The following is a 25,560-nucleotide window of genomic DNA, read 5'->3' as shown; positions in this document are numbered from 1 at the left end:
TTGCCATCTCACAATTAATCAATGAATCCTCTTCAAGCTGGGGGAAATCGCTTTTTTTATAAGCACAAGCACTTCTTTCGGAAATTTTTTCCTTACACTTTCTATGCGGGATGTGGCAGTAAGCATCAATAATTTATCTTGATTTTGCGGGTCTGAGTTTGCTATGAAATAAAACCTGAACTTTTCGTTTTCTTCTTGAAGCACTGCTCTGAAAGCGGCGCCAGGTGTGTTGAGAATTTTATCTATTGTTAAAGATTCTGGCAAGTCCATCAAAAATCCCAAGCAGACTGGTCATCCACAATTATCTCCTTCATTTCCTCATCGTTAATAATGCTTTCATAATCTATTTTTTTCCTGCCCTCTTTTCTGTTCTCATCCCATATATTTTTATATTCAGGTAATTCGTGAGTGTAGCTGCTTAAAGAAAACGGATCTTTGGAGCCAAATTTTTCATTTATCTCAGACAAAATCTCTTTATCAGATTCAGACAAACAATCTTCTTCATATTCGCATTCATCTGCCTTTAGAAAATTGTCTTCTAAGTGAAAAGGGATACCAGAGGGGTCTTTGAAAAGGTCGTAAAGCTCTGAGCAAACAGGACCATATCTCATTGCGTAGTAGCTGCCCCCTGCAATTGGCCTGCCGTACTTTGCCAAATGGGCCTTATCGGCAAGATACATCAGTTTCAATGCTTTCATCTGGTCTAATCTATATCCGTGCCTGCTCAAAAACCACATTACAGCTTGAATGGCATTTTCTTTTCTAAAATCGAAATGTATTTTATTTCTTAACATAGCTTACAGTCTCAAAATCACTTCCTTTAAATAGAATTTACGAATATTCATATACAATAGTTTGCCGTCTTCAAAAGTAAAAGCTATTATACCATTAATAATTCTGATATCAATTTATGAACCATTCAGGATGTCTGAAAAAATTTATTCCCTTCCGTGTATTATTATCTTGCTGATAAGGTGTTGGTGGTTCGCGCTAAGAGGCTTTGTCCTGCAGTTTTATTGCCCCAGTATTATTCACTTTTTCTGCCATTGCATTAAAAAAGCTCCTCAAGTTTCCCTGAGGAGCTTCATAAAGCTGGCGATCACCTACTTTCGCTTAGACTATCATCGGCCTGAAGGGCTTAGCTTCTGAGTTCGGAATGGGATCAGGCGTTTCCCCTTCAGTATAGTCACCAGCAAGATTATTATAAGCTCAAATGAGCGTTATATTCAAAGAAAAAGAGACAGCGGATTAACGTTTACCTACGTTAAGTCAATCAATGATTGATATGGTCAAGTATCCGTTCGTTAGTACCGGTTAGCTTAATGTATTTCTACACTTACACACCCGGCCTATCAACCTGGTAGTCTTCCAGGGAACTGTAGAACCCTAATCTTGAAGTTGGCTTCCCGCTTAGATGCCTTCAGCGGTTATCCTTTCCCGACTTAGCTACCCAGCGTTGCACTTAGCAGCACAACTGGTACACCAGCGGTCAGTGCTTCCCAATCCTCTCGTACTAGGGAAACATCTTCTCAAGGTTCTTACGCCCACGGCAGATAGGGACCGACCTGGCTCACGCCGGTCTGAACCCAGCTCGCGTACCACTTTAATCGGCGAACAGCCGAACCCTTGGGACCGCCTACAGCCCCAGGATGTGATGAGCCGACATCGAGGTGCCAAACCTCCCCGCCGCTATGGACGCTCGGGGGAGATAAGCCTGTTATCCCCGGAGTACCTTTTATCTGATGAGCGATGGCCCTTCCACTCGGAACCACCGGATCACTAAGACCTGCTTTCGCATCTGTTCGAGCGATAACTCTCACAGTCAAGCACACTTATACCTTTACGCTCTTCGCATGATTGCCAACCATGCTGAGTGTACCTTTGTACTCCTCCGTTACTCTTTAGGAGGAGACCGCCCCAGTCAAACTGCCCATCAAGCACGGTCCGGTGCCCTGATTCAAGGAACACCGTTAGACAACTAACACACCAAGGGTGGTATTTCAAGGATGACTCCACGACCACCAGAATGGCCGCTTCATAATCTCCCACCTATCCTACGCATGATATGCCAGGTGCCAATACCTGACTGCAGTAAAGGTTCACGGGGTCTTTCCGTCTTGCCGCGGGTATGAGGTATCTTCACCTCAAATACAATTTCACCGAGTCCGTCCTTGAGACAGTGCTCCAGTCGTTACGCCGTTCATGCAGGTCGGAACTTACCCGACAAGGAACTTCGCTACCTTAGGACCGTCATAGTTACGGCCGCCGTTTACCGGGGCTTCAGTCGCGAGCGTGAACAAGCTTCCTTAACCTTCCGGCACCGAGCAGGCGTCATTCTCTATACATCCACTTTAAGTGTTAGCAGAGAACTGTGTTTTTGGTAAACAGTCGCCAGAGCTACTTTTCTGTCCCCTTCCCGCCGAAGCGGGGTAGGGCCCCCTTATCGCGAACTTACGGGGTCAATTTGCCGAGTTCCTTAAGGACGGTTCTCTCGAGCGCCTGAGGATATTCTCCTCACCTACCTGTGTCAGTTTTAGTACGGTCGCGCTGTAATCAGTCTGCAGCAGCTGTTTCTCGGTACTCTCGCCGGCAGCTTCGGGATCGTAAATCGCCCTCGCCCTTGCGGGACCCGCTCGACTACTCACGGGACTGCCTTAAAGAATACGTCACTGCCTGTGTCATACAACACGGTGCAGGAATATTAACCTGCTTCTCCATCGTCTACGCCTTTCAGCCTCGACTAAGGGGCCGACTAACCCTGGGCGGATTTACCTTCCCCAGGAAACCTCAGGTTTTCGGCGAGCAGGATTCTCACCTGCTTTATCGTTACTCATGCCGGGATAATCGCCAGCATACGCTCCACGACTCGTTTCCGTATCGCTTCAACGCTGAATGCTGCGCTCTTCTACCACAATTGCTTGTCCGCGGCTTCGGTTTTCTGCTTATTCCCGTTCATTATCGGCACCGGATTGCTCGATCAGTAAGCTATTACGCACTTTTTAAATGGTGGCTGCTTCTAAGCCAACATCCTGATTGTCTGTGCAAACCGACTTCCTTTGTAACTTAGCAGAAATTTGGGACCTTAACCGGCGATCTGGGTTGTTTCCCTCTTGACCACGAATGTTATCACCCGCAGTCTAACTCCCAAGATAAGCCCGACGGTATTCGGAGTTTGGTAGGGGTGGGTAGGCTGGTGGCCCCCCAGTCCCAATCAGTAGCTCTACCCCCGACGGGTATTACTTGAGGCTAGCCCTAAAGCTATTTCGAAGAGAACGAGATATCTCCAGGTTTGATTAGACTTTTACTCCTCCCCACAGCTCATCCCCCAACTTTTCAACGTTGGTGGGTTCGGTCGTCCAGGAATTTTTACACTCCCTTCCACCTGGCCATGGGTAGATCACCTGGTTTCGCGTCTACCGCCTATGACTGAATCGCCCTATTAAGACTCGGTTTCCCTGCGGCTGCGTCCCTGAAGGACTTAACCTATGCCATAGACAGTAACTCCCCGGCTCATTATGCGAAAGGCATGCGGCCACCCATTAATGGGCTGCCACTGATTGTAGGTATGTGGTTTCAGGTACTTTTAACTCCCCTTGTAGGGGTACTTTTCATCGTTCACTCGCGCTACTATGCACTATCGGTTGCCGAGGAGTACTTAGCCTTGGAGGGTGGGCCCCCCATATTCACACGGAGTTCCACGGGTTCCGTGATACTCGTATGTGCCAATCCGTATAAAAGCTTCCAGCTACGGGGCTTTCACCCTCTGTGGCTCAGCTTTCCAGAAACATTCGCCTGACTATTATACGGATAAGGCACGGGCTGGTCCGCTTTCGCTCGCCGCTACTGACGGAGTCTCGGTTGATTTCCTTTCCTGTGGGTACTTAGATGTTTCAGTTCTCCACGTTCGCCTCATCACCCTATGCATTCAGATGATGATATCAGGGTACGGTTGCCCGGCCCTGATGGGTTTACCCATTCGGAAACCCCGGGGTAATCGGATGCTTGACTCCTAACCCGGGCTTTTCGCTGCCTGCCGCGTCCTTCTTCGCCTCTCGGCACCTAGACATCCCCCACATACCCTTAGTAACTTGACCACATCAATCATTAACTGACTAATGTGTTCGCCTTATTGAAAAAAACTAACTTAGGTATATGTGTTAATCTACAGTGAAATTGTACCGCTTATTTGTATGGGTACAATTAACCTTTTCGCTATCTCTATTTAATTGTTAAAGAACATTGGAGCTGGACGGATTCGAACCGACGACCTTCTGGATGCAAACCAGATGCTCTCCCAGCTGAGCTACAGCCCCCTGATAACAGTGGGCCCGGAAGGACTCGAACCTTCGACCTCTCGCTTATCAGGCGAACGCTCTAGCCGGCTGAGCTACGAGCCCATATCTCTATGAGCCCAAGGGGTTAAACCCAAAAGCTCGATTCTGTCTCCGTTTGTTAAAGAGCTCCCTGTAACTTCCCGCTCTAAAGCGAGACACATTAATATAACTAAACTGAGCGTAATGTCAAGAAAGTTGTTTAGCTTTCTATTTCTCAACCGCACGCTTGAATTAGCCTATCAACGAGGGAACGGCGAATTATAGGAACACCTGTCAATCAGTCAATCACATTTTTTCAAAGTTTTGGTTTTTTTATAAAATTATGCTAATATAATGGGTAAACGTCAAAGTTATGAGTTTAACAGCAGGAAAAATATGATTAAAAAAACAGTAATTTTATTATTAGCAGTCCATGCTCTGACAGCCTCAGCAGTGTATTCTCAGCCTCCTGAGAAAGGGCTTCTTATCCACATTAAGGCGAGCAATGTAAAAAACACCAACGATGCCTTTCTTTCGAACCTGAGAAACGAGCAGAAAACCTCTATTGTTGCCCAGCAGACTAAGGTGAACAGAAGGCCTCTTTTCATCAAGGATTTCGCCCAGTCTCAGGCCGCAATATCGATCTCGAGTTCGAGGAGCATCAGGTTTAAGCCTGTTGAGAAGCCTGCGGACTACCACATCATAATAGGCTACTACATCAAAAATTATGAGAAAGACTACCCGGACTTCAAAGTCCTCGATTTCAACAGCGAAACCAGAGAAAACAGGAAGGACGGATTTTCTTACGTTTTTGAAAACCGAACGCTGGTGTTAAGAGGCGAACCGGGCTACGACTGCGCCATAACACAGCTGCTTTTTTACAACCGAAAGCTTAGCAGCGATGAACACAGCAAAATTTTCGCCGATATGAAAAGCAAATATTACATTCGCACCGACGACCGCTATGCAAACAACGGGACAAAAATAGACAACGAATCCCTCTACGGCTCATCTAATATGATCAAGCTGTCGGACGATACGCTCATGACATTTGCTACCAAGATAGCCAGCAAGGCAGGGATAAATTATTACCGTATGGAAACAGTACGAAGCTACGACGGCGGGGAGAACTGGTCTGTAACGGCTGCCACAATGTCTCAGGAAAAATTTTACGCAAAACCTTACGTTTCATTATTCCAGCTTGATGTTTCCAATACGTTTGCTATGGTGCTTGCAAGAGACACAAAGGATGACCTGCCTCCGCTTGAGCAGGCAAAAGACAACCCTGAGTTCTACCGCGGACTTTACGTTTACAGATCACCGGACGAAGGGTTCGACTGGAACGCACCTACAAAAATCAACTGTGATATTGAGATTGAGACGGTGAATTCTATTTCTCGAGGTGCTGTAGCGGGCGAGTATGTATATGTCCTGCTGGACAGAGAGGATAATGTTCCTCTTTTGGCAATCACTGAATCCTACACTTCTTCTGTAACAGGGCAGAACGCATGGACAGCACAGCCTATAGATCAGCTTATGGATATACCTTCAGCAGTAACGCCCAAAAGCGAAAGCTTCAATATCGCCTCTAACGGAGATAAACTCATAGTAAGCTTTGCCTCAGAAAAGGGACACCTGCTTTATGCCGAAATAACTGAAAAACCAACACTTGAAAACAAGGCAGATGCCGAGGTTTGCAGATATCCAGACAACAACTATGCCCTAATGCGAGGCAGCGTTAAGACATACTACGAAAATACAGAAAACTTGGGCGAGATGCTTCTCTCTCAGGTGGAGAAGGAAGGCAAAGGTGCTTACGTGTACCTGCTTACAAAGGCAAGGGAAGAAGAGGGCTGGAATCAGCCTGAGCTTATTCTGTATTCTCCAAATTCCGAGAAAGACACCTTCAGCTTCGGTGGCATACTCGAACAGGACGACGATCCGATGATGTATTACCGCAGCGGGGACACAATGCGTGTACAGTTCGCAAAGGAAGGCGTGGTAAGCTTTATACCCAGAACGATGTCTTTGAGGACTTCCAAACACCTTGCCATTGAAATAGGCGAAGGCAAGATGCATAAATACAAAACCAGAGCTGTGAATAATTTCGGCAGAACCAAATCCGCCAATCAGAACGGGCTCACTCTCGAATTTTATGCAAAAATGCAGAAAGAAGATGCTCCCGAAGATATACTCGTTCTGGAAAGCAGAGGCGGAAGAGAATTTTCAGTTTCCAGAAGCTCGGACAATATAATCGAATATTCGCTGAGAGGGCACGGCAGCAGCAGTTCGCTCCGTTTCAACTGCCCCTTCCTCGAAGAGGAGGAGGCAAATCATATTGCTCTGATCATCGATTACAGGGCAGAATACGTGTACGGCATAATCAACGGGCAGATTGTTCTGCCTCAGAATACTGATTACAACATATATGAGCTCATATTCAGGACAGAGAAAATTTCGCTGTCTGAGGATTTCGAAGGCAAACTGGAAACCGTACGCGTGTACGACGCCCCTCTGAAAACAGCAGATGTCCTTAGAAACCCAATGTTCTAAGGCTGAATAAAGCTTATTTCAAGCCGCAGGGAGGCGGGGGCTTTTTCAGCCCCTGGCTCCGCGGAGTATATTTCTGTTTCCGTCTGTAAAATGATCCCTGTACCAGAGGCAGGTATGGTTTTCATCGCTGATACTGGCCATCTTATTGTCCATCTTGGTTCTTAGCTCAGAGAGCTTGCTGCTGTATTCGGGATTGGAAGCCAAGTTATTCATCTGGTACGGGTCATTCACGTTATCAAAGAGAAGCTCCAGTCCGTCCACGCGGTAGCGTGCGTATGTGTATTGTTTATCGCGCACAGCTCTCCATTCGTAGCCGTTCTGCCAAGCGGCGCAGGCGCCGGTGTTCTGGAGAAAAGCAACTTCTGGCTCCGGCCCGGATTCGCCCTTGGCAATATGACTGAGATTCTGCCCCTCCACTCTTGAAGGAATAGGCAGCTTCATCAGATCCAGCAGAGTAGGCATAAAATCAACCGTTGAAATGCAGGTATCTGAAACCTGCCCTGCGGGAATCTTGCCCGGCCACCTCACGAGAAACGGTATTCTTGCAGCCTCTTCGTAAAACGTGTTTTTCGCTTCTCTTCCGTGCGAGCCGAACATCTCTCCGTGGTCGGAGGTGAAAACAACGATCGTGTTATCAGCAAGCCCGCTTTCATCTAGATAATCCAGCAGACGGCCAAAATTCCAGTCCAAATTCGTTGTCATTGCGTAGTATATCCTTCGTCGCTGTTCGAGATGGTCTCGTGCATTTGGACTCAAATCTGCCCAACTGTCCGAATACGGCTCATCATTTTCCGGTTCATAGTTCGGCGGGTTCGGCATACTCTTATCTGCAAACATATCCATATACTCCGGCGGCACGTTCCCCGTGTTCCACGGGGCGTGGGGCGTGCCATAAGAAAGCACCATCGAAAACGGCAGCGAAGATTTCTGCGCCCTGCATTTGAGCCAGTCAATAGCAAGATCAGTCTGGCCGTCCGGCTCGTAAACTCCTTCGCCGAAGCGAATCTTGTCTTTCGATTCAGTATGGTAGTATGCGTGGTCGCCGTAATAATCGTGATGGAAATTGTAGGCCGCCCAGAAGCCGTTGAATCCAAGCCGATGTTTGCCGCGAGGAACGAAAGAATTGTTCGGGTCGTAATGATTTCCGAGCTGGTTGGCATAAAGATGCCACTTCCCGATATACGCTGTGTTGTACCCGCCTCTTGTTAGCACATGCCCCAAACATTCATGGTATGGATTCATCCTAAGCTCATTGATTACCATTCCGTTGGTTGTAGTGTACTTGCCTGTGAAAAGGCTTGCTCTGTAAGCCGAGCATACCGGCATATTCGAAACGCAATTCTTGAAATTTATGCCCTGAGATGCGAAGCCGTCGATATTAGGCGTACGAGCGAGCTGAGCGTTATGGTAATTCGTCCCGTTCCAGTATTTTGCGTAGCCGCAGTGATTAACACCGAGCTGGTCTGCAAATACGTATATAAGATTAGGACGGTCTATGTTATCAGCCGGGCTTACAGAGGACAAACTGCCAAGGGCTAAGCCGGCAGTTCCGTAACAGCTTGTTTTTAGAAATGTTCTTCGATTCATATTAACACTTTCTCTAAATTATTTCTCGTTCTTGTTATTATCATTGCAGCGCAGAAGGCTGACATTCAGGGTCGGGCAAGCCGCAGGCGAGCCACTCGTCGGCAAAGAGATAGAAATCTTCCAGATTAACGCGGCAGTCCAGATTCAAATCCTGCCTGCTGAAGCCTTGACTCCCGCAGTCGTTATCTTCAATATCAACCCACAATTCCGAAGGCTGCATGCCATAGTAAGGGGAAGAAGGATCGGTTTGAATATCAAATATGATTGTCGTGTCGTGCACCGGCCTTTCCATAAAATCATCGTCCACAGCGGTAACTGTGAAGCTGAGAGTGTCCTGCCAGTTATCAGAATCAATCGTAATTGAAGAAGGGCTGATTATGGTCTGGCTGGGGTCTAATGTGTCCTCAGGCGTGATTTGAACAGGGTACCCGGCCGGGTCTGTGGAAACAGATACATTTACAATATCGCTGAAACCGCCTTCCTGAACAGTCGTATCGCCTCCGGTTTCATCAATCAGAAGCTCTTCTGAGGTGAAGGGGAGGCTGTATTTCTGTGAGAGATAATCGCCCACCTCCTGCAATTCAGAAGTGATAAGCTGACGGTTGTAAATAATCAGCTCTGCGAGATCGCCTTCGTAGAAATCAGGATACCATTGCCCGTCTGGGCCTCTGCCGGTGCCTATGGTAATGTCATTATTGTAACGGTCGAACGTTATTACATTCGATGGGTTATTCGCCTGAATATTCTCCGGCTCTAAATCATTGCACGAGTAGAACAAATCGCTGTGTGTTCCGCCGTCCTGCATCTGCCTTACACCAATATGGAACTGTCCCGCTTCAACAGGATTGGAATCTGCCGGCGTTAGCGAGAAGCCGTTGTTGTAGCGGCAGCCGGAGGTATTCGAGGATACGTCTATACCCATAAGATGAGAGGCTGTTCCCGCTGAAGAGCCAATCTGCGCGGCTCTTTCAACGCTTCCGCTCTGCCCGCCTGTGCAGACTATAAAAACAGTAAGCCCCTGTGAAGGGTTTGGCAGAGCAAATTGAGAAGACACCAGAACGTCTTCCTGATTCCTTTCGAATCTTACGGCGGGCAGCCCGTTAATCACATTCGTTTTGTAAGCAGGCTCCCCCGTTCCGACCTGCGAATAAGCATCGCCTGAAACCGTGTCATCATCTGCTGAATCCTGCCATTCGCTCAGCTCGTCTCCGTCGCTGAGGCCTGAAATATCCCCCGCATCGAAATGGAGGATAAGCCCGTCTGCAACGGGTACAGCAGCTGCGGTAACGGCAATCAAAAACAGCATCAATAAATAAATTCTCATTTTCATTCCCTGCTATTATTTACTTTAATTTCAGTTAAAAAAGGCTTTCAAACCGCCTGCTCCGGCATTGTGCTTTCGAGCCAAGAAGCTGAAAGTTCAAGTGCATCTTCAAAATCCACCTGACAGTCGTTGTTGAAATCCGCCTTGTTGAACATCCCCCAGCTCCCGCAGTCGTTTTCCTCAATCTCCACTGTCACAGGTGCGACCATAAATCCGTGATATTCAGACTGCTCATCAGCTCTCACATCAAAACTAAGCTGGACGTAGTGGGTTTTGCTTTCCATTTTGCTGTCATCCTCTGCTGTTATGGTAACAGTTTGGCTGCTGCCCCAGTTTGATTGAGTGAATGTGAGGGTCTGCTGAGATAAATTCGCCTGCTCCGGCTCAGACAAAGAAAGCCCCACCTCTACAGGGTACTGCCCAGGGTCGCTGTTGACCCCGACTGTAATCTCATCGGACGCTCCGCCTTCTGCAATGAGTGTTTCTTCACCCGTCTGGTTCACGAAAACAGAGTAAGGCGGAAGCACCTCAGGAGCGAGCTGGGCAAAAATCTGCCCCCTTGCGGGCGCCCCGCTTACACCTTCAAAGCCGTGAGCTAGGCCCGCGTTCCAGAGGTCGCCTTGGCCTTGGTCGGTGTTGGTAAGGCCGCCCATAAAGCCTGCTTCCTCAGCGGAAGTGCCTTTGCTGAAAAAGCTTACCGATTCGTTGCCCGACAGATTCGCCCACTCAACTGTCCCGTTTATTATGGTCTGGCTTACCTCGCCGTTAAGGCCCGCTGTAAGCTCGCCGGTTGCGCTGTTTAACGAAATGTAAACTACTGTATCCTCCCCGGAATTTACCGGGCCTATAGTATAGGAGGCTGCGTTATCGCTTACATCAGTATCGTTGAGCGATGTCTGGGTACTTAAATTTCCACCGGAGCCGTTAGAGCCTTTGGTGAAGTAAACAATGTCCTCTCCGCAGATATATAGCCCGTTGCCGTAGGTGGTGCCGCCGGTTTCTATTATTATAACCGGGCCGGAATTAGAATTCGATATATCCTGCGATGAGGGGGTAAAACGAGCCGCCAGTGTAATCGCTCCAACGCCTTCAATTGGTTCAATATCGCCGGTCTCTCCGACCTGAGGTGTGGTTGAATTGAATCTTGCAGTACTGTCGTCAATCTGAGGGACAAGCTCCCCAGCATGAACAATTGCGGCTGAAATAATACAGCAAACCGCAGAGGCAAAGCAGATTTTTTTGAATGTATTTTCCATAAATCTTTTCCATAAAATTAAGTCTGTTTGCAAAATCTTTGAAAACTAAGGTCAATATCAAAAGTTGAATTATTTTGGTATCTTTAAATGCAAATGGCCTTTATACTGCATATAACTAACATTCCCAAATTATTTTTACAAAAAAAAATGAAAAAATAAGCCGATAACCGTATTAAATATTAAAAGCGTAATCCAAAAACATACAATATTAGACCATAAAAGCAATAAGTTTGACAGGCAGCCTGAATCAGGTATTATCTGCAAGAGATTATCAGCGTTTTTCAGTTTGCTGAAACAAACATTAAATAGAAGGGAACACGGGGTTTATATGAATTTACTCACTTCAAACCTTAGACGGATGCTGGCAGGCTGCCTGCCGCTTTTAATGCTTTCTTTTTTCGCTTCAGCATTAAAGGCAGAAACAGTCGCTTACTGGCGTTTTGACGAAGGGCCTGCAAACGGGGCTGTTCAAAAGACATTCGGAGCTGCGGACAGCTCAGGAAACGGCAACCATTTAGACCCGGGAACTCAGGCTGGCCAGCAGGGCTTGCGCTACAAAAACGAAACACCTTACCCCTCTATCCCGCAGAGCGGGGCTGAAAATTCATACAGCATAAAAAATACCGGCTCTTCCCCCTCACTTGAGACGCGCTCCCAAGATTCGGCAGAAGGCCCTGGCAGCTTGCCTGCCGGAATCGACATTGAAACAATCACCCCGTCCCAATTCACTATCGAGGCATTTTTCAAGCCCGAAGACGGCGGTTACCGCACTGTAGTGGGCAGGGATGCGGTTGATGTAATCGGCGGCAACTCAAATCTTTCCGCTCTTTACTTCCAGATTCGTCCGGACGACAGCGTTGCAATCGTTTATGCGGATGTCTCCGGATACCAGCATATCGCAGAATCGCCTTCGGATATGATAGACGGCTTCGATTTCAGCTCAGACCCGCAAGGACAGAACGGACGCTGGTATTATATGGCTGCGATTAACGACGGCAGCACGCTGAGCCTGTATCTGGCAAACATAACAGCAGGCACAGACCCCTTCCTCGTGGGCCAGGCAGACCTAACCGAAAGCCCGAGCCCAGACAGATCGCTCACTGCCGGCACGCAAAGCGGCCAGGGCTGGCATACCGGGGCGTGGTCGGTAGGACGCGGGATGTATGACGCCCAGCGAACAGACCGCTGCTGGGGGTATATCGATGAGGTGCGAATCTCTACATCCGCCCTTTCGCTTAATGAGCTGCTTATGACCCCTAACCCCTCGACAAAACGCAATCCGCTTTTCGACGGGGCAGACCCTCACATTATGCTCACCCACGACAAGGCTTGGATTTATCCTACCTCCGGCTTTCCGCGCCGCTTTTACACTTATTCATCTTCGGATATGGTGAACTGGTCTTCAAGGCAGGAAATTTTGAATTTCAACCAGATTTCTTGGATACCCTCTGGCAAATACGCATGGGCTCCGTGCATAATTGAGAAAGACAACACATACTACTTCTACTATTCCGTTGGCCCGAAACCTTCGCATATCGGCGTCGCACACGCCCGGAGGCCGAACGGCCGGTTTACAGACAAGGGCTCCGCTCTTCTTTCAGATAACGGCAGCCCGGGCTTCGAAGCGATAGACCCGATGGTGTTTGAAGACCCCGTTTCAGGCAAGTTTTACTTCTATGCAGGCGGAAGCGCCGGTTCTAAGCTGCGCGTATTCGAACTGAATGATGATATGCTCAGCTTCAAGCAGGAAATCAACGTTGACAACCCGCCAAATTTCACTGAAGGCGCGTTTATGCATTATCGCAGCGGCGTTTACTACCTCTCCTACAGCAATGGACGCTGGAACAACAGCAGCTACTCAATCCATTACTGCGCCTCCGATTCGCCGCTCGGGCCTTGGAACTATCAAGGCGAGCTGGCGAGCAGTCAAGGGTGGTTCAAAGGGCCGGGGCATCATTCGTTTGTGCATAACAAAGCAGTGGATGAATGGTGTATAGTTTATCACCGCTGGAACGAACACCTTGATGACGGGCCATATTCCGGCTCACGCTCGGTGTGCATTGAGAAAATTGAATACGACGGCGACCAGATCAAACCGATTATTCTGACAGACACAGGCATTGAACAAACCTGGACGGGCTCATATTACCGCGCAGACTTCAACTTCGACGGACAGGTGAACGCCTCAGACCTGATGATTTTTACAGGCGACTGGCTTAGCTCGAATTATATCTGCGATACTGCTCCCGTCGGAGGCGACGGGGCAGTAAACAAGCCGGATTTCAGCTTTTTTGCTTCGCAGTGGATCTGGGGCAATTAAAATCAGCACAAGGGGAAACTGTTAGTCATTAAGGGGCAGGGAAACAGTTTTCTCGCCGCGGGAAGGGTTGAAGCATTTCGGCCCTTCGGATGTCCAAATCAGAGGATCGATACACATCTGCCGCTTTGTCTGCTCGCTGTTCCATGAATGATACACGATGAACCAAGTTTGCCCGTCCGGAGCCTTTATTACTGAATTATGCCCCGGGCCAATAAGCTCTGTATCATCACTGCTGAGCACAGAAGGCTCTGATTCGCTCCACGGGTCTTTATACGGCCCGGTAATATCCTTCGATACAGCGCAGCCTACCCCGTAACCGGGAGTCTGCCAGTTCCCGCCTGAATAAAAGCAGTAGTATTTGCCGTCTTTATGGAGAACCGCAGGCCCCTCTACTGTGTACCAGGCAGGCCAGGTTTTATCGTACCAGTCCCGGTTGCGCTCGTATATCTGCCAGTCTGAGAATGCCCGCATAACAGTATGCACCTGCCCCTCTGTAGAGAGCATATCATCTCCCAGCTTCACTACAGCAAGAGCGGTTCCGGGCTTTTTATCGAAAAAGTCTTTGGCGAAGAAAAGATACCATTCACCGCTGACAGGGTCTTTGTATGGATGGCCGTCTATCGAAAATTCAAGATCGGGGAAAAGCTTGATGCCCGCATCTTCATAAGGCCCCTCAGGGCTCTCGGCCACAGCCACACGCATATTCATATCGCCTGCATAGTACAGATAGAACTTCCCGTCCCTCTCGGCGATCTCAGGAGCCCAGTACAGCTCGAGGTTCGGCTCTTCCAGAGGCTCAAGCGCGCCGCCTGTATGCTCCCAGTTCACAAAATCATCAGATTTAACTATCGGGAAATGCCTGCCGTCCTCGGCCTGACCTGTACCTACAGCATAGTATGAACCTTCGGCTCGGAATATGTGGGGGTCTGCAAGATAGCCGTCCCAAACGGGATTCTCATAAGAAAGCTCCATACTTTTATTGCCCGCACAAGAGCTGAGAAAGATAATAGAGCTCAGAGCCGTTAAGATAAGCAAGTGTTTCACGCGCATCAGATATCTCCTTAAATGCAGTAATTCTAAATTTGTTCTCATTAGAATAATAAACTCTTCGGGCGGTTTTTGCAAATTTATCTTAAACAGCGAGTGCAGCAAAGATTTTTTAATGAGATTTACAGAATTATACGACGGGATTGACGGGTTAATATTTTTAGACACAATTTTTGGGCGGGTAATTTGTTTAAAACTACGAAGCACACCAAGCCCGCGAAGGATTTTTTGTAATTGGTTTAAACCGCGAAGGGCTCGAAGCCCGCGAAGATTTATGTTATAAACTGTTTTACAGAAAGCTCTTACATTCATACAATTATCAGTGCGATCAGTGCCATCTGTGGACGAAAAATCAATTAAAAACATATCCCCTTCGTGTCTTTAGCGTCCTTAGTGGTTTAAAGCCCTGCGAAAGCTGCAGCCCCGCAAAGCTTAGCAGAAAAACCGGATTTATATTGACTCAGCCGCTTTGATTCAATACTATACTCCGCAAATTCTGATATATTTATAAAGGGTTTGTGCTTATGTCAAAAACAATACTTCAAACATCCATTCCAGGAGCTAAGGCACATCGCGGCAAGGTTCGTGATATTTACGATGCCGGCAATAAACTCATCATCGCAGCGACAGACAGAATCAGTGCATTTGATGTTGTTATGAAAAACGGTATTCCGGGCAAGGGAACAGTTCTAACTCAGATATCCAAATTCTGGTTTGAATTTTTCGAAGATGAGATAGAAAGCCATTTCATAACCGATGATGTAAGCGAATATCCCGAACCATTCAATGAACACCCCGACCAGCTCGAAGGGCGGAGTATGCTAGTTCGCAAAACTAAGGTTTTGCCAATAGAGTGCATAATCCGGGGGTACATCACCGGCTCAGGCTGGAAGGATTACAAGAAAAGCGGAAAGGTATGCGGGCACAGGCTCCCTGAAGGGCTGAAAGAATGCCAGAAGCTGCCCGAACCGCTCTATACGCCATCAACAAAGGCCGAATACGGCGAGCACGATGAGAATATCTCCGTTGAGAAAAGCGCAGAGATCATCGGGAAAGAAGCTGCTGAATACGTAAGCAGAAAGAGCATTGAGATCTTCGAGAAAGCAGGCAGATATGCCGCAGACAAGGGGATTATCCTCGCTGATACAAAGTTCGAATGGGGCAGATATCAAGATGATATTATCCTGATAGATGAAGTTCTCACGCCTGATTCCTCAAGGTTCTGGCCCGGAGACGACTACGAGCCCGGCAGGCCTCAGAAAAGCTTTGATAAACAGTTCGTTAGAGACTATCTCGAAAAGATTGACTTTGATAAATCCGGCGATGGAATAGAGCTTCCCGAAGAGATCGTAAGCAAAACAAGCGAGAAATACATAGAATGCTTCGAAAGGCTCACCGGAAAGACTTTTTCTTTCTAAACTTAAAAAAGAGCAGAAAGGTGTTGAAGCGTGGCTAAGAAAAGGATTTTAAGCGGGCTTGCAGTTTTATTAACAGGGGCAATGCTTGCAGGATGCAGCGCACCGAGTGTTCAGGCTCCTGTTGTAGTGGGAAAAGATTCCCGGCTGGAGAGAATTGAAAACAGAACTCCAGACTACACTTATCAGCAGCCTCAAAGGCAGCAAAGAACAGGCTCTGTAAAAGGGAAAACATTCATCATTGATGCCGGCCACGGAGGCAAAGACCCCGGCGCCCTCGGAAAGGCGCTTACAAGGTTCGATGAGAAGCAGATCAATCTCGATACAGCCAAGAAAACTGCATACTACCTCAAGCAGAAAGGTGCGAGGGTGATTATGAGCCGCGATGACGACACATTCATAGAGCTGAACGCCCGAGCCGCCCTCGCAGAGCGTTACAGCGCAGACGCACTTATCTCAATACACGCAGACTGGTGCGGAACGCCAAGCGTTTCAGGAGCATCCTTCTTTATAGCACGCTCGGCCGTGGGGCAGAGCAAAAGGCTCGCATCTGCTCTGGAAAAAGAATTCAGAGACAGAGGCCTGCCCGTTCGGGGGGTAAGGAGGGCGGATTTCCGCGTCCTCGTGAAACACAGCAAACCCTCCACGCTTATAGAGCTGGGATTTATGTCTAACCCCGCAGAGGCCAAACGCCTCTCCAGCAGTTCATACAGAACCAAGCTCGCCAAGGCGATAGCCGCCGGTATAGAGCGGGCGTACTAAAATATAGCGGGGGAAATATGCAGCTTGAAGCCGTTGAAAACTTACGCTTAGCAAAGGGATTGAGCGGATGGGGGCTTTAAGCAGTAATAAAAGGCCTGTATGGCACGATATAGTGTTTTTCACTCTTTCAGCCGGGCTTCTTCGCTTCTTTATACTTGGCAATGAGAGCTTCTGGATTGATGAAATGGCCACATTCCACCGCGTTTCGATGACGTGGGAGGATATGTTTGCCCGTCTTCTCGAGCTCAAATACCACCCGCCCCTTCACTACTGCCTTGCAAAGCTCTGGTGCGGGATTGCAGGCTATAGCGAATTCTCGCTGAGATTCATCTCTGCTCTCTCGGGGATGTTCGCTGCTCCCTTTTTCTACCTCACTGCATTAAAGCTTACAAGCAGAAAAGCAGCCAGATTTGCAGCGGGGATGTTTGTGCTTTCTGCATACCACATCCAATGGGCGCAGGAGGCGAGATTCTATTCGCTTATGGGGCTTTTAACCTGCGTTTCGATGTACTTCTTCGTTAGGCTTATCCAAGAACGAAGGCTGAGAAACCTTCTTGCCTTATCCCTTGCCTCCGCCCTTCTATTATACAATCACTACTACGGAATCTTCGTTATAGCTTCGCAGAATTTAGCTGCCATCACGCAGATAATTATCGAAACCCGCAAATCGGGGCGATTAAACAAAAAAGACCTCTCCGGCTGGATTGCAGGCCAGATTCTTGCCGCTGCTTTGTTTATCCCGTGGTTTGCCGTGCTTTTGCAGGGGCTCAGCAAATATGGAGGCGGGACGGGCGTTTTAGAAAGGCCGGGAATAATTCATCTGCTTGCAGCCCCGTACTTCTTTGCGGGGGAAAGCCTCCTGCTTGCGGCTGTTTTCGCAGCCCTTTTCATACTCTATCTTTGGGCTGTTTACAGGGCAGCGGGAAACGGCAAATCGTTCCTCACAGAGCTTTTGAAAGACCATACAGCAATTTGGTGGCTGGTTGTAACGGTTGCTGTGCCTTATTTGTTTTCGCTTATCGCTGCGCCGGTGTATTCAGGACGGTATATCCTTGCAGGCTCGTTTGCATTTTTCATCCTCGCAGGCAGGGCTCTCAGCAGGCTCGAGCGCAAGGCTATGTTCATCGCTTCAGCCGTTTTGTATCTCACTATGGCAGGAGTTCTCGCTGATTACTATATCGGCCCGTTCAATGAAAACTGGAAGGCAGCGGCAAAGGAAATCTCAGCTCAGGCAGAGCCTTCTGAAACGGTGATTATCCATCCGGCATTCTGCCGAAAGGCCTTCAGCTACTACTACCACGGACAGGCCGAGGTGAAGGGCTTTCCGCTTCTCGATCAAAAAATTGAGGCAGGAGGCCCCGCTGTTACACCCGAAAACGCACCTCTGATTCAGCGTCAGTATGCAGGAGCGAATGGGGTATGGCTGGTGTACTGCCACAGCTGGGACGAGGATTATCTGCTCGTTGAAAAGCTCAATGAGGATTTCACACTCGTTGAGAAAATCAAGCTTCACAAAATTGAAATCTTCCGATTCGATAAAAGAAAGCAATAGAGGTTTTACTTAGCCCGCTTGAAATATACGGGAAACACAGAAATTCAGGCATAAATTTATGTAAATTATAAATTGCTGACCAGATACCTTCTCGACAGCCAAGACTTCCATTCCTCAAATTGAGGTGAGCCTGTTATTGATGAAATAAACCTTTCGCTTTTACAGGCCGTTTATAAGGCCGGATAACATTTTTGCAATTTCTTGCAAATTGCCTTCCAAAAAGGCATGGCGTTCTGTGTTTAGAAACCTCGCCTAAGAGATAATTCCAGTAAAGGCACTCATTCCTGCGCAGAACCGCGAGCAATACCGAAAAAGTGTTTTCGATCATTTTTTGTGAACCGACCATTGCCCTCAGCGATATTGGAAGCAATTGATAAAGAAGCACGATTAAGCTGATCACGAAGATAATAAAATCCATTGGGGAATTTGGATTTTGTCTCGCAAGTCTTGTCGGCAAAATCGACAGCTTTCTGGTAAACGACAAGTTTTTCAAAAGCGAATGCCATTTAGTTTTTCACCCCGAAAGCAGATAGTAGAAAGGAGACCGCAGCAGAGATTATACATTGCTCTACTTTCACCTCTCTACACTCTACTGCTCCATTTGATTTGCAGGGTTTGAACCCTGCAAGTCAAATCGGGGCGAGAGGATTTGAACCTCCGACCTTTGCGTCCCGAACGCAACGCTCTAGCCAAGCTGAGCCACGCCCCGATAGGAAAGCAGATTGTAATATTTGAATACGATTAGTCAAATAATATTGTCGCCCACTTTAGAAGTGTTTGCGACAATATTTATTGGCAAAGCTTTTTAAAGCCGAATCTATCCGCTTGTTCTCCGCCTGCGGCGGACAGGCTCAATGTTAAACATCCCCTGTACTACAGCGGTGTTCGCCGTGGCGGACCCGCTAGGCATTCTTTTAGAAAAGATTTTTCGCTTATGATTTTGCCACTCGCCACTCGCCACTCGCCACTAATCTTCACTAATTCCAATAAAATATCGTTTTTTCGTGGTATAATCCAAATAAAATCTGTGACATCCGTGCCATCTGTGGATAATAAATTAAAACCATATCCCCTTCGTGTGTTTCGTGGTAAAACAAAACATAAAATTTTCCTATCTCTCCATCTCATTTTGTAGATCCTGTTAATCCTGTCCAATATTATATCTTCTCCGCTAACTCTCCGCCTGCGGCGGACAGGCTCAATGTTTAACATCCCCCGTACTACAGCGGAGTTCGCCGTGGCGGACCCGCTAGGCATTCTTTTAGAAAAGATTTTTCGTTTACCGCCGGCTCTTCACTTTTCGTTATCCTAGCGGGGAGCTTGCGTTCCTCCGCTCTGCGACGCCGCATTATTAAGCAGTGAACCGCTGGCTCTGTCCGTAAATGCTGCGGCCATCTGTGGATAAAAAAATCAATTGAAACCACATCCCCTTCGTGTGTTTCGCGGGCTTCTTGTTAAAAAAACACAAAATGTTTCCTATTTCTCCATCTCATCCTGCAGATCCTGTTAATCCTGGCTAAAAATTTCTCACCTGAAGCGCAGATTAGCGGCTGGGGATTTTATAACCGCTTAGAGAAATCCCTTGCCGGATAATATTGCCGCACACAAAAACTTTTAGTTTGAGTAAAATAATTTGAAATTAACAATTTTTCGGTTAGAATTCGATAAAGCCGTGGCAGAGTGTTCCTGCTGCGGCTTTTGACTGTATATATAGCAAGGAACAATATATGAATTGTTGCGTTACAGGACTGCAATGGGGAGATGAAGGTAAGGGCAAAGTCGTAGATATATTAGCCGAGCAGTGTGATGTTGTCGTTCGCTTTGCCGGCGGGGCAAATGCAGGGCATACTGTGATAGTGAATAATCAGAAATTCGCGCTGCATCTAATGCCCAGCGGCGCCGTACGTTCAGACACTGCCTGCGTTATAGGAAACGGTGTAGTATTCGACCCGGAGATCTTCCTCAAAGAGCTCGAGGGGCTCGAAGAGAAGGGCTTCAGCTTTGCAAGCAGGCTTTTTATCAGCGAGAATGCTCACGTTGTGCTCTCATACCATAAGCTCGAAGACTCGCTGAGAGAATCAGCTCTCGGTAAGAATAAAATCGGAACCACCAACCGAGGAATCGGCCCGTGCTATGCAGATAAGATCGGCAGAAGCTTTGCCGTACGGGTGGCAGATTTCAGAAGTCCTGAAGAGCTGAAAAAGAAACTCAATAATATAATCGAATACAAAAACAAGGTGTTCAGCGCGGTTTATGGAGCAGAACCCATAGATCCTGAAGAAGTTTACCAGAGCTGCCAAACATATTCCAAAAAGCTTGGTAAATATATATGTAATACAACTAAATACCTCCACGAGGCGATAGCTTCCGGCAAGAAAGTGCTTTTTGAAGGCGCGCAGGGAGCCCTTTTAGACCTCGACCACGGAACATTCCCCTTCGTTACCAGCTCTAACGCCTCGGCATTGGGCATGAGTACAGGTTCAGGCATACCTTCAAGCAAGGTAGAACGTTTTCTCGGCGTTGTAAAGGCATACACAACGCGAGTAGGCTCGGGGCCTTTCCCCACCGAGCAGGACAACCAGACCGGCCAGCTCATCCGAGACAAGGGTAATGAATACGGCACCACCACCGGCCGGCCGAGAAGATGCGGCTGGTTCGACGGGGTTGCCGCGAGATACGCTGCTGCTATAGGCGGAATAAACGAGCTTGCAGTGATGCATTTGGATACGCTTGCGGGCATGGAAGAGCTGAAGATCTGTCCGAGCTATATGCTTGACGGCGAAGAAACAAACTTCTTCCCGGTTGATGCAGGCGATCTTGAAAGAGCTGAATGCGTTTACGAAACTTTCGCAGGCTGGAGCGAAGACCTCTCGGAGGTGAAAGAGTATGAAAAGCTCCCCGAAAACGCTAAGCGATATATAGAAGCATTAGAGCGGATTACTGGTGTTAGAGTGAGTATGATAGGCACCGGCCCGAGAAGAGATCAGATTATTTATAAAAATAACGGCTGAATGAATGAAAAATGATTTTGAAGCTGTAAGAAAACAGGCCGCTGAAAAGTTCGGCCTGCCTGCCGAGAAAATACCGAGGCATATCGGCATAATTATGGACGGCAACGGCAGATGGGCAAAGCAGAGAGACCTTCCAAGATTCCACGGGCATAGAGAAGGAGCAAAAAAGATTGAAATAATCTGCGATGCTGCTCAGGAGATTGGCTGTGAATGCGTAACGCTTTACTGCTTCAGCGTGCAGAACTGGCGCAGGCCTGAGATGGAGATTGATTATCTTATGCAGCTTTTCACCCGATACCTCGTGGCTGTGCGTGAGGATTTGGTTGAAAAGAATATGAAGCTCGCCCATTTCGGCAGGCGGGAAGGCCTTCCGGATTTCCTGCTTGAAGAGCTGGATAACACCCTCGAAGCCACCAAATCCGGCACAGGCCTCACCCTCGGGCTATGCCTGAACTACGGTGGAAGAGAGGAAATTGCCGATGCAGTTAAAAGACTCGGGGAAAAAATCTCAAACGCAAAGCTCAGCCCAGAAGAAATCACAGAACAGATGATATCTGAAAATATATATACCTCTGAATACCCTGACCCCGACCTTATCATAAGAACATCAAGCGAGATGAGGATAAGCAATTTTCTGCTTTGGCAGTCCAGCTATGCCGAGTATTATGTAACAAAGACGCTCTGGCCGGACTTCACGAGAGAAGAGATGTTTGAGGCCGTTAAAACCATCGGCAGAAGGGAGAGAAGAATGGGAGATATTAAAGCTTAAATCTGGGATGAATGTTGGATAATATCAGAGACCAGCTCAAAGTTCAAAAGCAGCGGGCAGTGCTCGTTGGGGCTATAATTAGAGGCAGTGAAAAAGAAAACGACAACCTCCACGAGCTCACATCACTAACAGAAACCGCAGGAGCGATTATTGTAGATCGCCTCCAGCAGAAGATTAACGAGATCAACCCTTCCATCTATATCGGCAGAGGAAAAGCCGCATACATCGGCAAACGCGCAAAAGAAGCAAACGCCAGCCTTGTGATTTTCGATAACGACCTCTCCCCAGGGCAGATCAAAGACCTCGAGAATATACTCGAAAAGCAGGTTATAGACAGAAGCGAGCTTATCCTCGATATCTTCGCAACCCGGGCGCGCACAAAACAGGCGAGGCTGCAGGTGGAGCTGGCTCAGCTTGAATACACCTACCCCCGCCTTACGAGGATGTGGTCTCACTTGGATACGGTAACGGGCGCAGCTTCCGGCGGGATTGGAGCTGTGGGCGGTATCGGAACAAGGGGTACAGGCGAGAAGCAGCTCGAGATAGACAGAAGGCTCGTAAACAAACGCATCTCCGAGCTCAAGGCAGAGCTCAGAAAGATTGAAAAGCGAAAAGACCGCGAGATAGAATCGCGCTGCGAGGCATTCAAGATCTGCCTTGTGGGTTATACAAATGCTGGCAAGAGCACCTTTATGAACGCTGTTACAGATGCGGGAGTGGTGCAGGAGAATAAGCTCTTCGCAACTCTCGACACGCGTACAAGGAGATGGAAGCTCGAATGCGGGGCAGAGGCGCTTCTCAGCGATACGGTGGGTTTTGTTCGCAAACTCCCCCACCAGCTTGTGGAATCTTTCAAGGCAACGCTCTCGGAAGCTCTCAGCGCTGATCTTCTGCTTCATGTTGTGGATGTAAGCAGTGAGAGCGTTTTCGAGCAGATTGAAAGCGTGAATGGAGTGCTTGAGGATATCGGCTGCGGAGGGAAAGACACCCTCGTTCTGCTGAATAAATCCGAGATCCCCGTAAGCGTTACCACTCTCGACACCCTCAAGGCCGCATTTCCCGATGCCATTTCCGTTTCAGCGAAAACAGGCTACAACATTGATTCGGCAGTGCATGAGATAACCCGCCGAATTACCGGCAAAAGGCGGAGGGTTAAAGTGGTGTACAGCGTCCAGAAAGGCAGGATTCAGGGTTTTTTGAAGAAGTATGCCGACATAGAAAAAACAGATATAGACCAGATGAATATGGTTCAGCAGGTGCTTATCGGCTCAAAAAATCTCGATAAGCTCCGCTCGCTCAAACCTGAAAGCATTGAAGAGCTCGAATAATCCAGCACAATTTTAGTAAAACTCTGCCAACCTGCTTATAAGAAGCGCTTGAGGCTTATATGCAGCCCCCTGCACTGCGAATTTTTGTGTTTCAGGCGGGATAAAGCGAAATTGCTGAACGGGCTGATCTTAAATCTTTGCCCATATCAGGCTCAATTAGACAGTAAAGCTTGAATATTATCAAATTTGCAAATATAATCCTGTAAAACGTATTTCAGATTTGCTAACTACATACCACAGGATGCAAAATTGAAGAATATTTTAATCACCGGCGGCTGCGGCTTTCTGGGCAGGTATCTGGTTGAGATGCTGCTGGAGCAGATGCCCGATTCGAAGCTGAAGATCATTGATGTTAAATGCGATGATGAGCTTGTTGACCAGCTCACAAAATCGGACAGAGTAGTTCTGAGAACAGGCAGGGATATCTGCAGGAAAAGTTCGATAGAGAATGATTTTGCTGATGCGGATGTTGTTATTCACCTGGCGGGGAAGGTGTCTTTCTCTATCAAAGATAAGCAGCAGCTGTACAATATAAATACTGCCGGAACTGAAAACGTTGCCTCGCTTTCGAGAGATGCGGGCGTTTCTCATTTTATTCAGATAAGCTCTGTGGCTGCGATTGGATACGGCAGCGACAAGAATAAGCCGGTGAACGAGGAATTTCAGTTCGATTGGGCAGAGGCAAGCCGGCACAACAAGCACTACAGCCTCTCCAAACACTTTGGAGACCAGAAGGTTGAAAAGCTCCTCGAAGGCCGGCATTATACGATAATATACCCGGGACTGATGCTCGGGCCGGGCGACAGGATAAATTCTGTGAAGCTTGTTAATGCGATCGCACGGAAAAAACTCAAGTTTGCCCTGCCAGGCGGAACGAATGTGGTTGATGTGCGTGATGCTGCAAGGGGGATAACTCAGGCCGTGAAAACACAAACGCAGGAAAAGCACCTAATTCTATCTGGGTATAACCTAACATTCCCGCAAATCAATACGGCGATCTCTAAATTTCTCAGAACGCCTCCACCTACGAAAACACTCAGCCCGAAATTCGAAGGCGTGATGTATCTGACAACACTTATGCTCGAGAAGTTCTGCCCGTGCAATTTGCCCGTTACTGCGGATAATGTGCATTCTGCTTTCAAATTCCGCTATTTCGACAACAGCAAAGCAAAGGAAAAGCTCGGCTGGGAACCTGAGTACAAATTCGAAACAACCGTGAAGGATACGGTTGAATGGATGGAGGAATATGGACTGCTTGAAGGGTAAGACTGCTGTGGTTACAGGGGCGAGCAGCGGAATCGGAAGACAAACTGCTATAAAGCTCGCAGAAGAGGGCTGCAGGGTGGTAATAGCTGCAAGGCGAAGCGATAAGCTCGATGAAACTGCCGCAAAAATGCCGCAGAATGCTGAATGCCTTGCTGTACAGGCAGATATAACAAACCAGAGCGACGTGCGGGCTCTTTTTGATGCTGCTGTGCAGAGGTTCGGCTCGCTGGATATTCTCGTTAATAATGCAGGCCGCGGGCTCAAGGCCGATATAGCTGATATCCAGCTGGAAGACTGGCAGAAAACGCTCGACGTGAACCTTACAGGCGTGTTTCTCTGCTCAAGGGAGGCGCTGAGGATAATGAAAAAGAGGGGCATAAACGGAAAGATTATTACTGTATCCTCGATGATTGGGCTTTTGCCCGCTCCGGGCTTTGCCGCATACGGGGCATCAAAACATGGAGTTACGGGGTTTATGTGGTCTCTTTATTGGGAGGCGAAAAGCTCCGGGATAAAAACCGCAAGCATATACCCTGCGAGAGTGGATACCGAATTCTTCGATTCCCACGGCTACGATGAACGCCCGTCTAAAGGGCAGATGCTCTCAGCTCGAGATATCGCAGAACACGTTGCTGCTGCGGCATCCGGCAGCTTTCTGCGCACCGCAGGAGTTGTGCTGAGAAACTGCATAAAACGAATCAAAGGATACTTCTCGCTGCTTTTATCGTAACAAAAATCAAACCCGTCAATCCCATAAAAAACTGTCACACAAACTTGATTCGTATTGAAGTTTATTATCCACAGATTTTATTTGGATTATACCACGAAAAAACGATATTTTATTGGAATTAGTGAAGATAAGTGGCGAGTGGCGAGTGGCGAGTGGCGAGCGGCGAGTGGCGAGTGGCGAGTGGCGAGTGGCAAAATAATAAGCGAAAAATCTTTTCTAAAAGAATGCCTAGCGGGTCCGCCACGGCGAACTCCGCTGTAATATGAAGAGTCTATTCGTTGTGTCGGCTTAGCGGGCGGCTTGTGCCGCACCGCTGTAATATGAAAA

General features: G+C 47.9%; 17 protein-coding genes, 3 tRNA genes and 2 rRNA genes. 10 read left to right on the top strand and 12 right to left on the bottom strand.

Annotated elements, in window-relative coordinates; translation table 11 throughout:
• Nucleotides 1–18: 18 nt before the first annotated feature.
• The 6 genes from L21SP3_RS08145 to L21SP3_RS08120 form a co-directional block, all read right to left on the bottom strand.
• Complete coding sequence (locus tag L21SP3_RS08145; RefSeq protein ID WP_123785170.1) at nucleotides 19–270, bottom strand: hypothetical protein; 252 nt, start codon at nucleotides 268–270, stop codon at nucleotides 19–21.
• A complete protein-coding gene (locus L21SP3_RS08140) occupies nucleotides 270–794 on the bottom strand; it encodes a Panacea domain-containing protein (RefSeq protein WP_077540441.1) in 525 nt (174 codons plus the stop codon). The genes L21SP3_RS08145 and L21SP3_RS08140 overlap by 1 nt, the downstream gene beginning before the upstream one ends.
• A 296-nt stretch (nucleotides 795–1,090) precedes the next feature.
• Nucleotides 1,091–1,194 (bottom strand): 5S ribosomal RNA (gene rrf / locus L21SP3_RS08135).
• Between the two features lie 91 nt (nucleotides 1,195–1,285).
• A 23S ribosomal RNA gene (locus tag L21SP3_RS08130) occupies nucleotides 1,286–4,094 on the bottom strand.
• A 146-nt stretch (nucleotides 4,095–4,240) separates the two neighbouring features.
• A tRNA-Ala gene (locus L21SP3_RS08125) sits at nucleotides 4,241–4,313 on the bottom strand.
• Between the two features lie 10 nt (nucleotides 4,314–4,323).
• A tRNA-Ile gene (locus tag L21SP3_RS08120) sits at nucleotides 4,324–4,397 on the bottom strand.
• 312 nt (nucleotides 4,398–4,709) lie between these two features.
• Between L21SP3_RS08120 and L21SP3_RS08115 the strand changes: the two genes are divergently transcribed.
• The gene (locus L21SP3_RS08115) at nucleotides 4,710–6,866 is read left to right on the top strand and encodes a sialidase family protein (protein WP_077540438.1); all 2,157 of its coding nucleotides are present in this window, start codon (nucleotides 4,710–4,712) and stop codon (nucleotides 6,864–6,866) included.
• A gap of 45 nt (nucleotides 6,867–6,911) precedes the next feature.
• Here L21SP3_RS08115 and L21SP3_RS08110 read toward each other — a convergent pair whose 3' ends face one another.
• From L21SP3_RS08110 to L21SP3_RS08100, 3 genes are read right to left on the bottom strand one after another with little or no spacing between them, the layout of a single operon-like run.
• A complete protein-coding gene (locus L21SP3_RS08110) occupies nucleotides 6,912–8,453 on the bottom strand; it encodes a sulfatase family protein (RefSeq protein WP_118084531.1) in 1,542 nt (513 codons plus the stop codon).
• Nucleotides 8,454–8,493: 40 nt separating this feature from the next.
• Nucleotides 8,494–9,777: a hypothetical protein gene (locus L21SP3_RS08105; RefSeq protein ID WP_077540436.1), complete on the bottom strand. Its 1,284-nt coding sequence runs from the start codon at nucleotides 9,775–9,777 to the stop codon at nucleotides 8,494–8,496.
• A gap of 47 nt (nucleotides 9,778–9,824) precedes the next feature.
• Nucleotides 9,825–11,033, bottom strand: a complete 1,209-nt coding sequence (locus tag L21SP3_RS08100; protein WP_077540434.1) for a hypothetical protein — start codon at nucleotides 11,031–11,033, stop codon at nucleotides 9,825–9,827.
• 328 nt (nucleotides 11,034–11,361) lie between these two features.
• Here L21SP3_RS08100 and L21SP3_RS08095 point away from each other — a divergent pair, with 328 nt between their 5' ends.
• Nucleotides 11,362–13,353: a family 43 glycosylhydrolase gene (locus L21SP3_RS08095; RefSeq protein ID WP_077540432.1), complete on the top strand. Its 1,992-nt coding sequence runs from the start codon at nucleotides 11,362–11,364 to the stop codon at nucleotides 13,351–13,353.
• A 21-nt stretch (nucleotides 13,354–13,374) separates the two neighbouring features.
• Here the strand turns inward: L21SP3_RS08095 and L21SP3_RS08090 are convergent, their stop codons facing one another.
• Nucleotides 13,375–14,403 carry a glycoside hydrolase family 43 protein gene (locus L21SP3_RS08090; protein WP_077540430.1) on the bottom strand — a complete coding sequence of 343 codons (1,029 nt, stop codon included), beginning with the start codon at nucleotides 14,401–14,403 and terminating at the stop codon, nucleotides 13,375–13,377.
• A 521-nt stretch (nucleotides 14,404–14,924) separates the two neighbouring features.
• On the opposite strand from L21SP3_RS08090, the gene L21SP3_RS08085 reads away from it, so the two are divergent.
• The 3 genes from L21SP3_RS08085 to L21SP3_RS08075 all read left to right on the top strand — a co-directional run bounded on the left by L21SP3_RS08085 (nucleotide 14,925) and on the right by L21SP3_RS08075 (nucleotide 18,129).
• Entirely contained in the window at nucleotides 14,925–15,818 is an 894-nt protein-coding gene (locus L21SP3_RS08085) for a phosphoribosylaminoimidazolesuccinocarboxamide synthase (protein WP_077540428.1), read from the top strand.
• Nucleotides 15,819–15,848: 30 nt separating this feature from the next.
• A complete protein-coding gene (locus L21SP3_RS08080) occupies nucleotides 15,849–16,577 on the top strand; it encodes an N-acetylmuramoyl-L-alanine amidase family protein (RefSeq protein ID WP_077540425.1) in 729 nt (242 codons plus the stop codon).
• 67 nt (nucleotides 16,578–16,644) lie between these two features.
• Nucleotides 16,645–18,129 (top strand): glycosyltransferase family 39 protein, encoded by a 1,485-nt coding sequence (locus tag L21SP3_RS08075; RefSeq protein ID WP_077540423.1) that lies wholly within the window; start codon nucleotides 16,645–16,647, stop codon nucleotides 18,127–18,129.
• 278 nt (nucleotides 18,130–18,407) lie between these two features.
• Here the strand turns inward: L21SP3_RS08075 and L21SP3_RS08070 are convergent, their stop codons facing one another.
• Both L21SP3_RS08070 and L21SP3_RS08065 read right to left on the bottom strand, forming a co-directional pair.
• Nucleotides 18,408–18,635, bottom strand: coding sequence for a four helix bundle protein (locus tag L21SP3_RS08070; RefSeq protein ID WP_077540421.1), 228 nt, complete (start codon nucleotides 18,633–18,635; stop codon nucleotides 18,408–18,410).
• Nucleotides 18,636–18,763: 128 nt separating this feature from the next.
• Nucleotides 18,764–18,838, bottom strand: a tRNA-Pro gene (locus L21SP3_RS08065).
• A 1,018-nt stretch (nucleotides 18,839–19,856) separates the two neighbouring features.
• On the opposite strand from L21SP3_RS08065, the gene L21SP3_RS08055 reads away from it, so the two are divergent.
• From L21SP3_RS08055 to L21SP3_RS08035, 5 genes are all read left to right on the top strand, one after another.
• On the top strand, nucleotides 19,857–21,140 hold the full coding sequence (locus L21SP3_RS08055; RefSeq protein WP_077540417.1) for an adenylosuccinate synthase: 1,284 nt from the start codon (nucleotides 19,857–19,859) through the stop codon (nucleotides 21,138–21,140).
• Between the two features lie 4 nt (nucleotides 21,141–21,144).
• The gene (gene uppS, locus L21SP3_RS08050; RefSeq protein ID WP_077540416.1) at nucleotides 21,145–21,909 is read left to right on the top strand and encodes a polyprenyl diphosphate synthase; all 765 of its coding nucleotides are present in this window, start codon (nucleotides 21,145–21,147) and stop codon (nucleotides 21,907–21,909) included.
• A gap of 11 nt (nucleotides 21,910–21,920) precedes the next feature.
• Complete coding sequence (hflX, locus tag L21SP3_RS08045; RefSeq protein ID WP_077540414.1) at nucleotides 21,921–23,237, top strand: GTPase HflX; 1,317 nt, start codon at nucleotides 21,921–21,923, stop codon at nucleotides 23,235–23,237.
• Nucleotides 23,238–23,486: 249 nt separating this feature from the next.
• Complete coding sequence (locus tag L21SP3_RS08040; protein WP_161488150.1) at nucleotides 23,487–24,503, top strand: NAD-dependent epimerase/dehydratase family protein; 1,017 nt, start codon at nucleotides 23,487–23,489, stop codon at nucleotides 24,501–24,503.
• On the top strand, nucleotides 24,484–25,233 hold the full coding sequence (locus tag L21SP3_RS08035) for an SDR family oxidoreductase (RefSeq protein ID WP_077540410.1): 750 nt from the start codon (nucleotides 24,484–24,486) through the stop codon (nucleotides 25,231–25,233). The genes L21SP3_RS08040 and L21SP3_RS08035 overlap by 20 nt, the downstream gene beginning before the upstream one ends.
• The last annotated feature ends 327 nt before the right edge of the window (nucleotides 25,234–25,560 follow it).

This window comes from Sedimentisphaera cyanobacteriorum (genome assembly GCF_001997385.1).
Taxonomy (GTDB): domain Bacteria; phylum Planctomycetota; class Phycisphaerae; order Sedimentisphaerales; family Sedimentisphaeraceae; genus Sedimentisphaera; species Sedimentisphaera cyanobacteriorum.
This window is presented reverse-complemented; position numbering and strand designations above follow the sequence as displayed.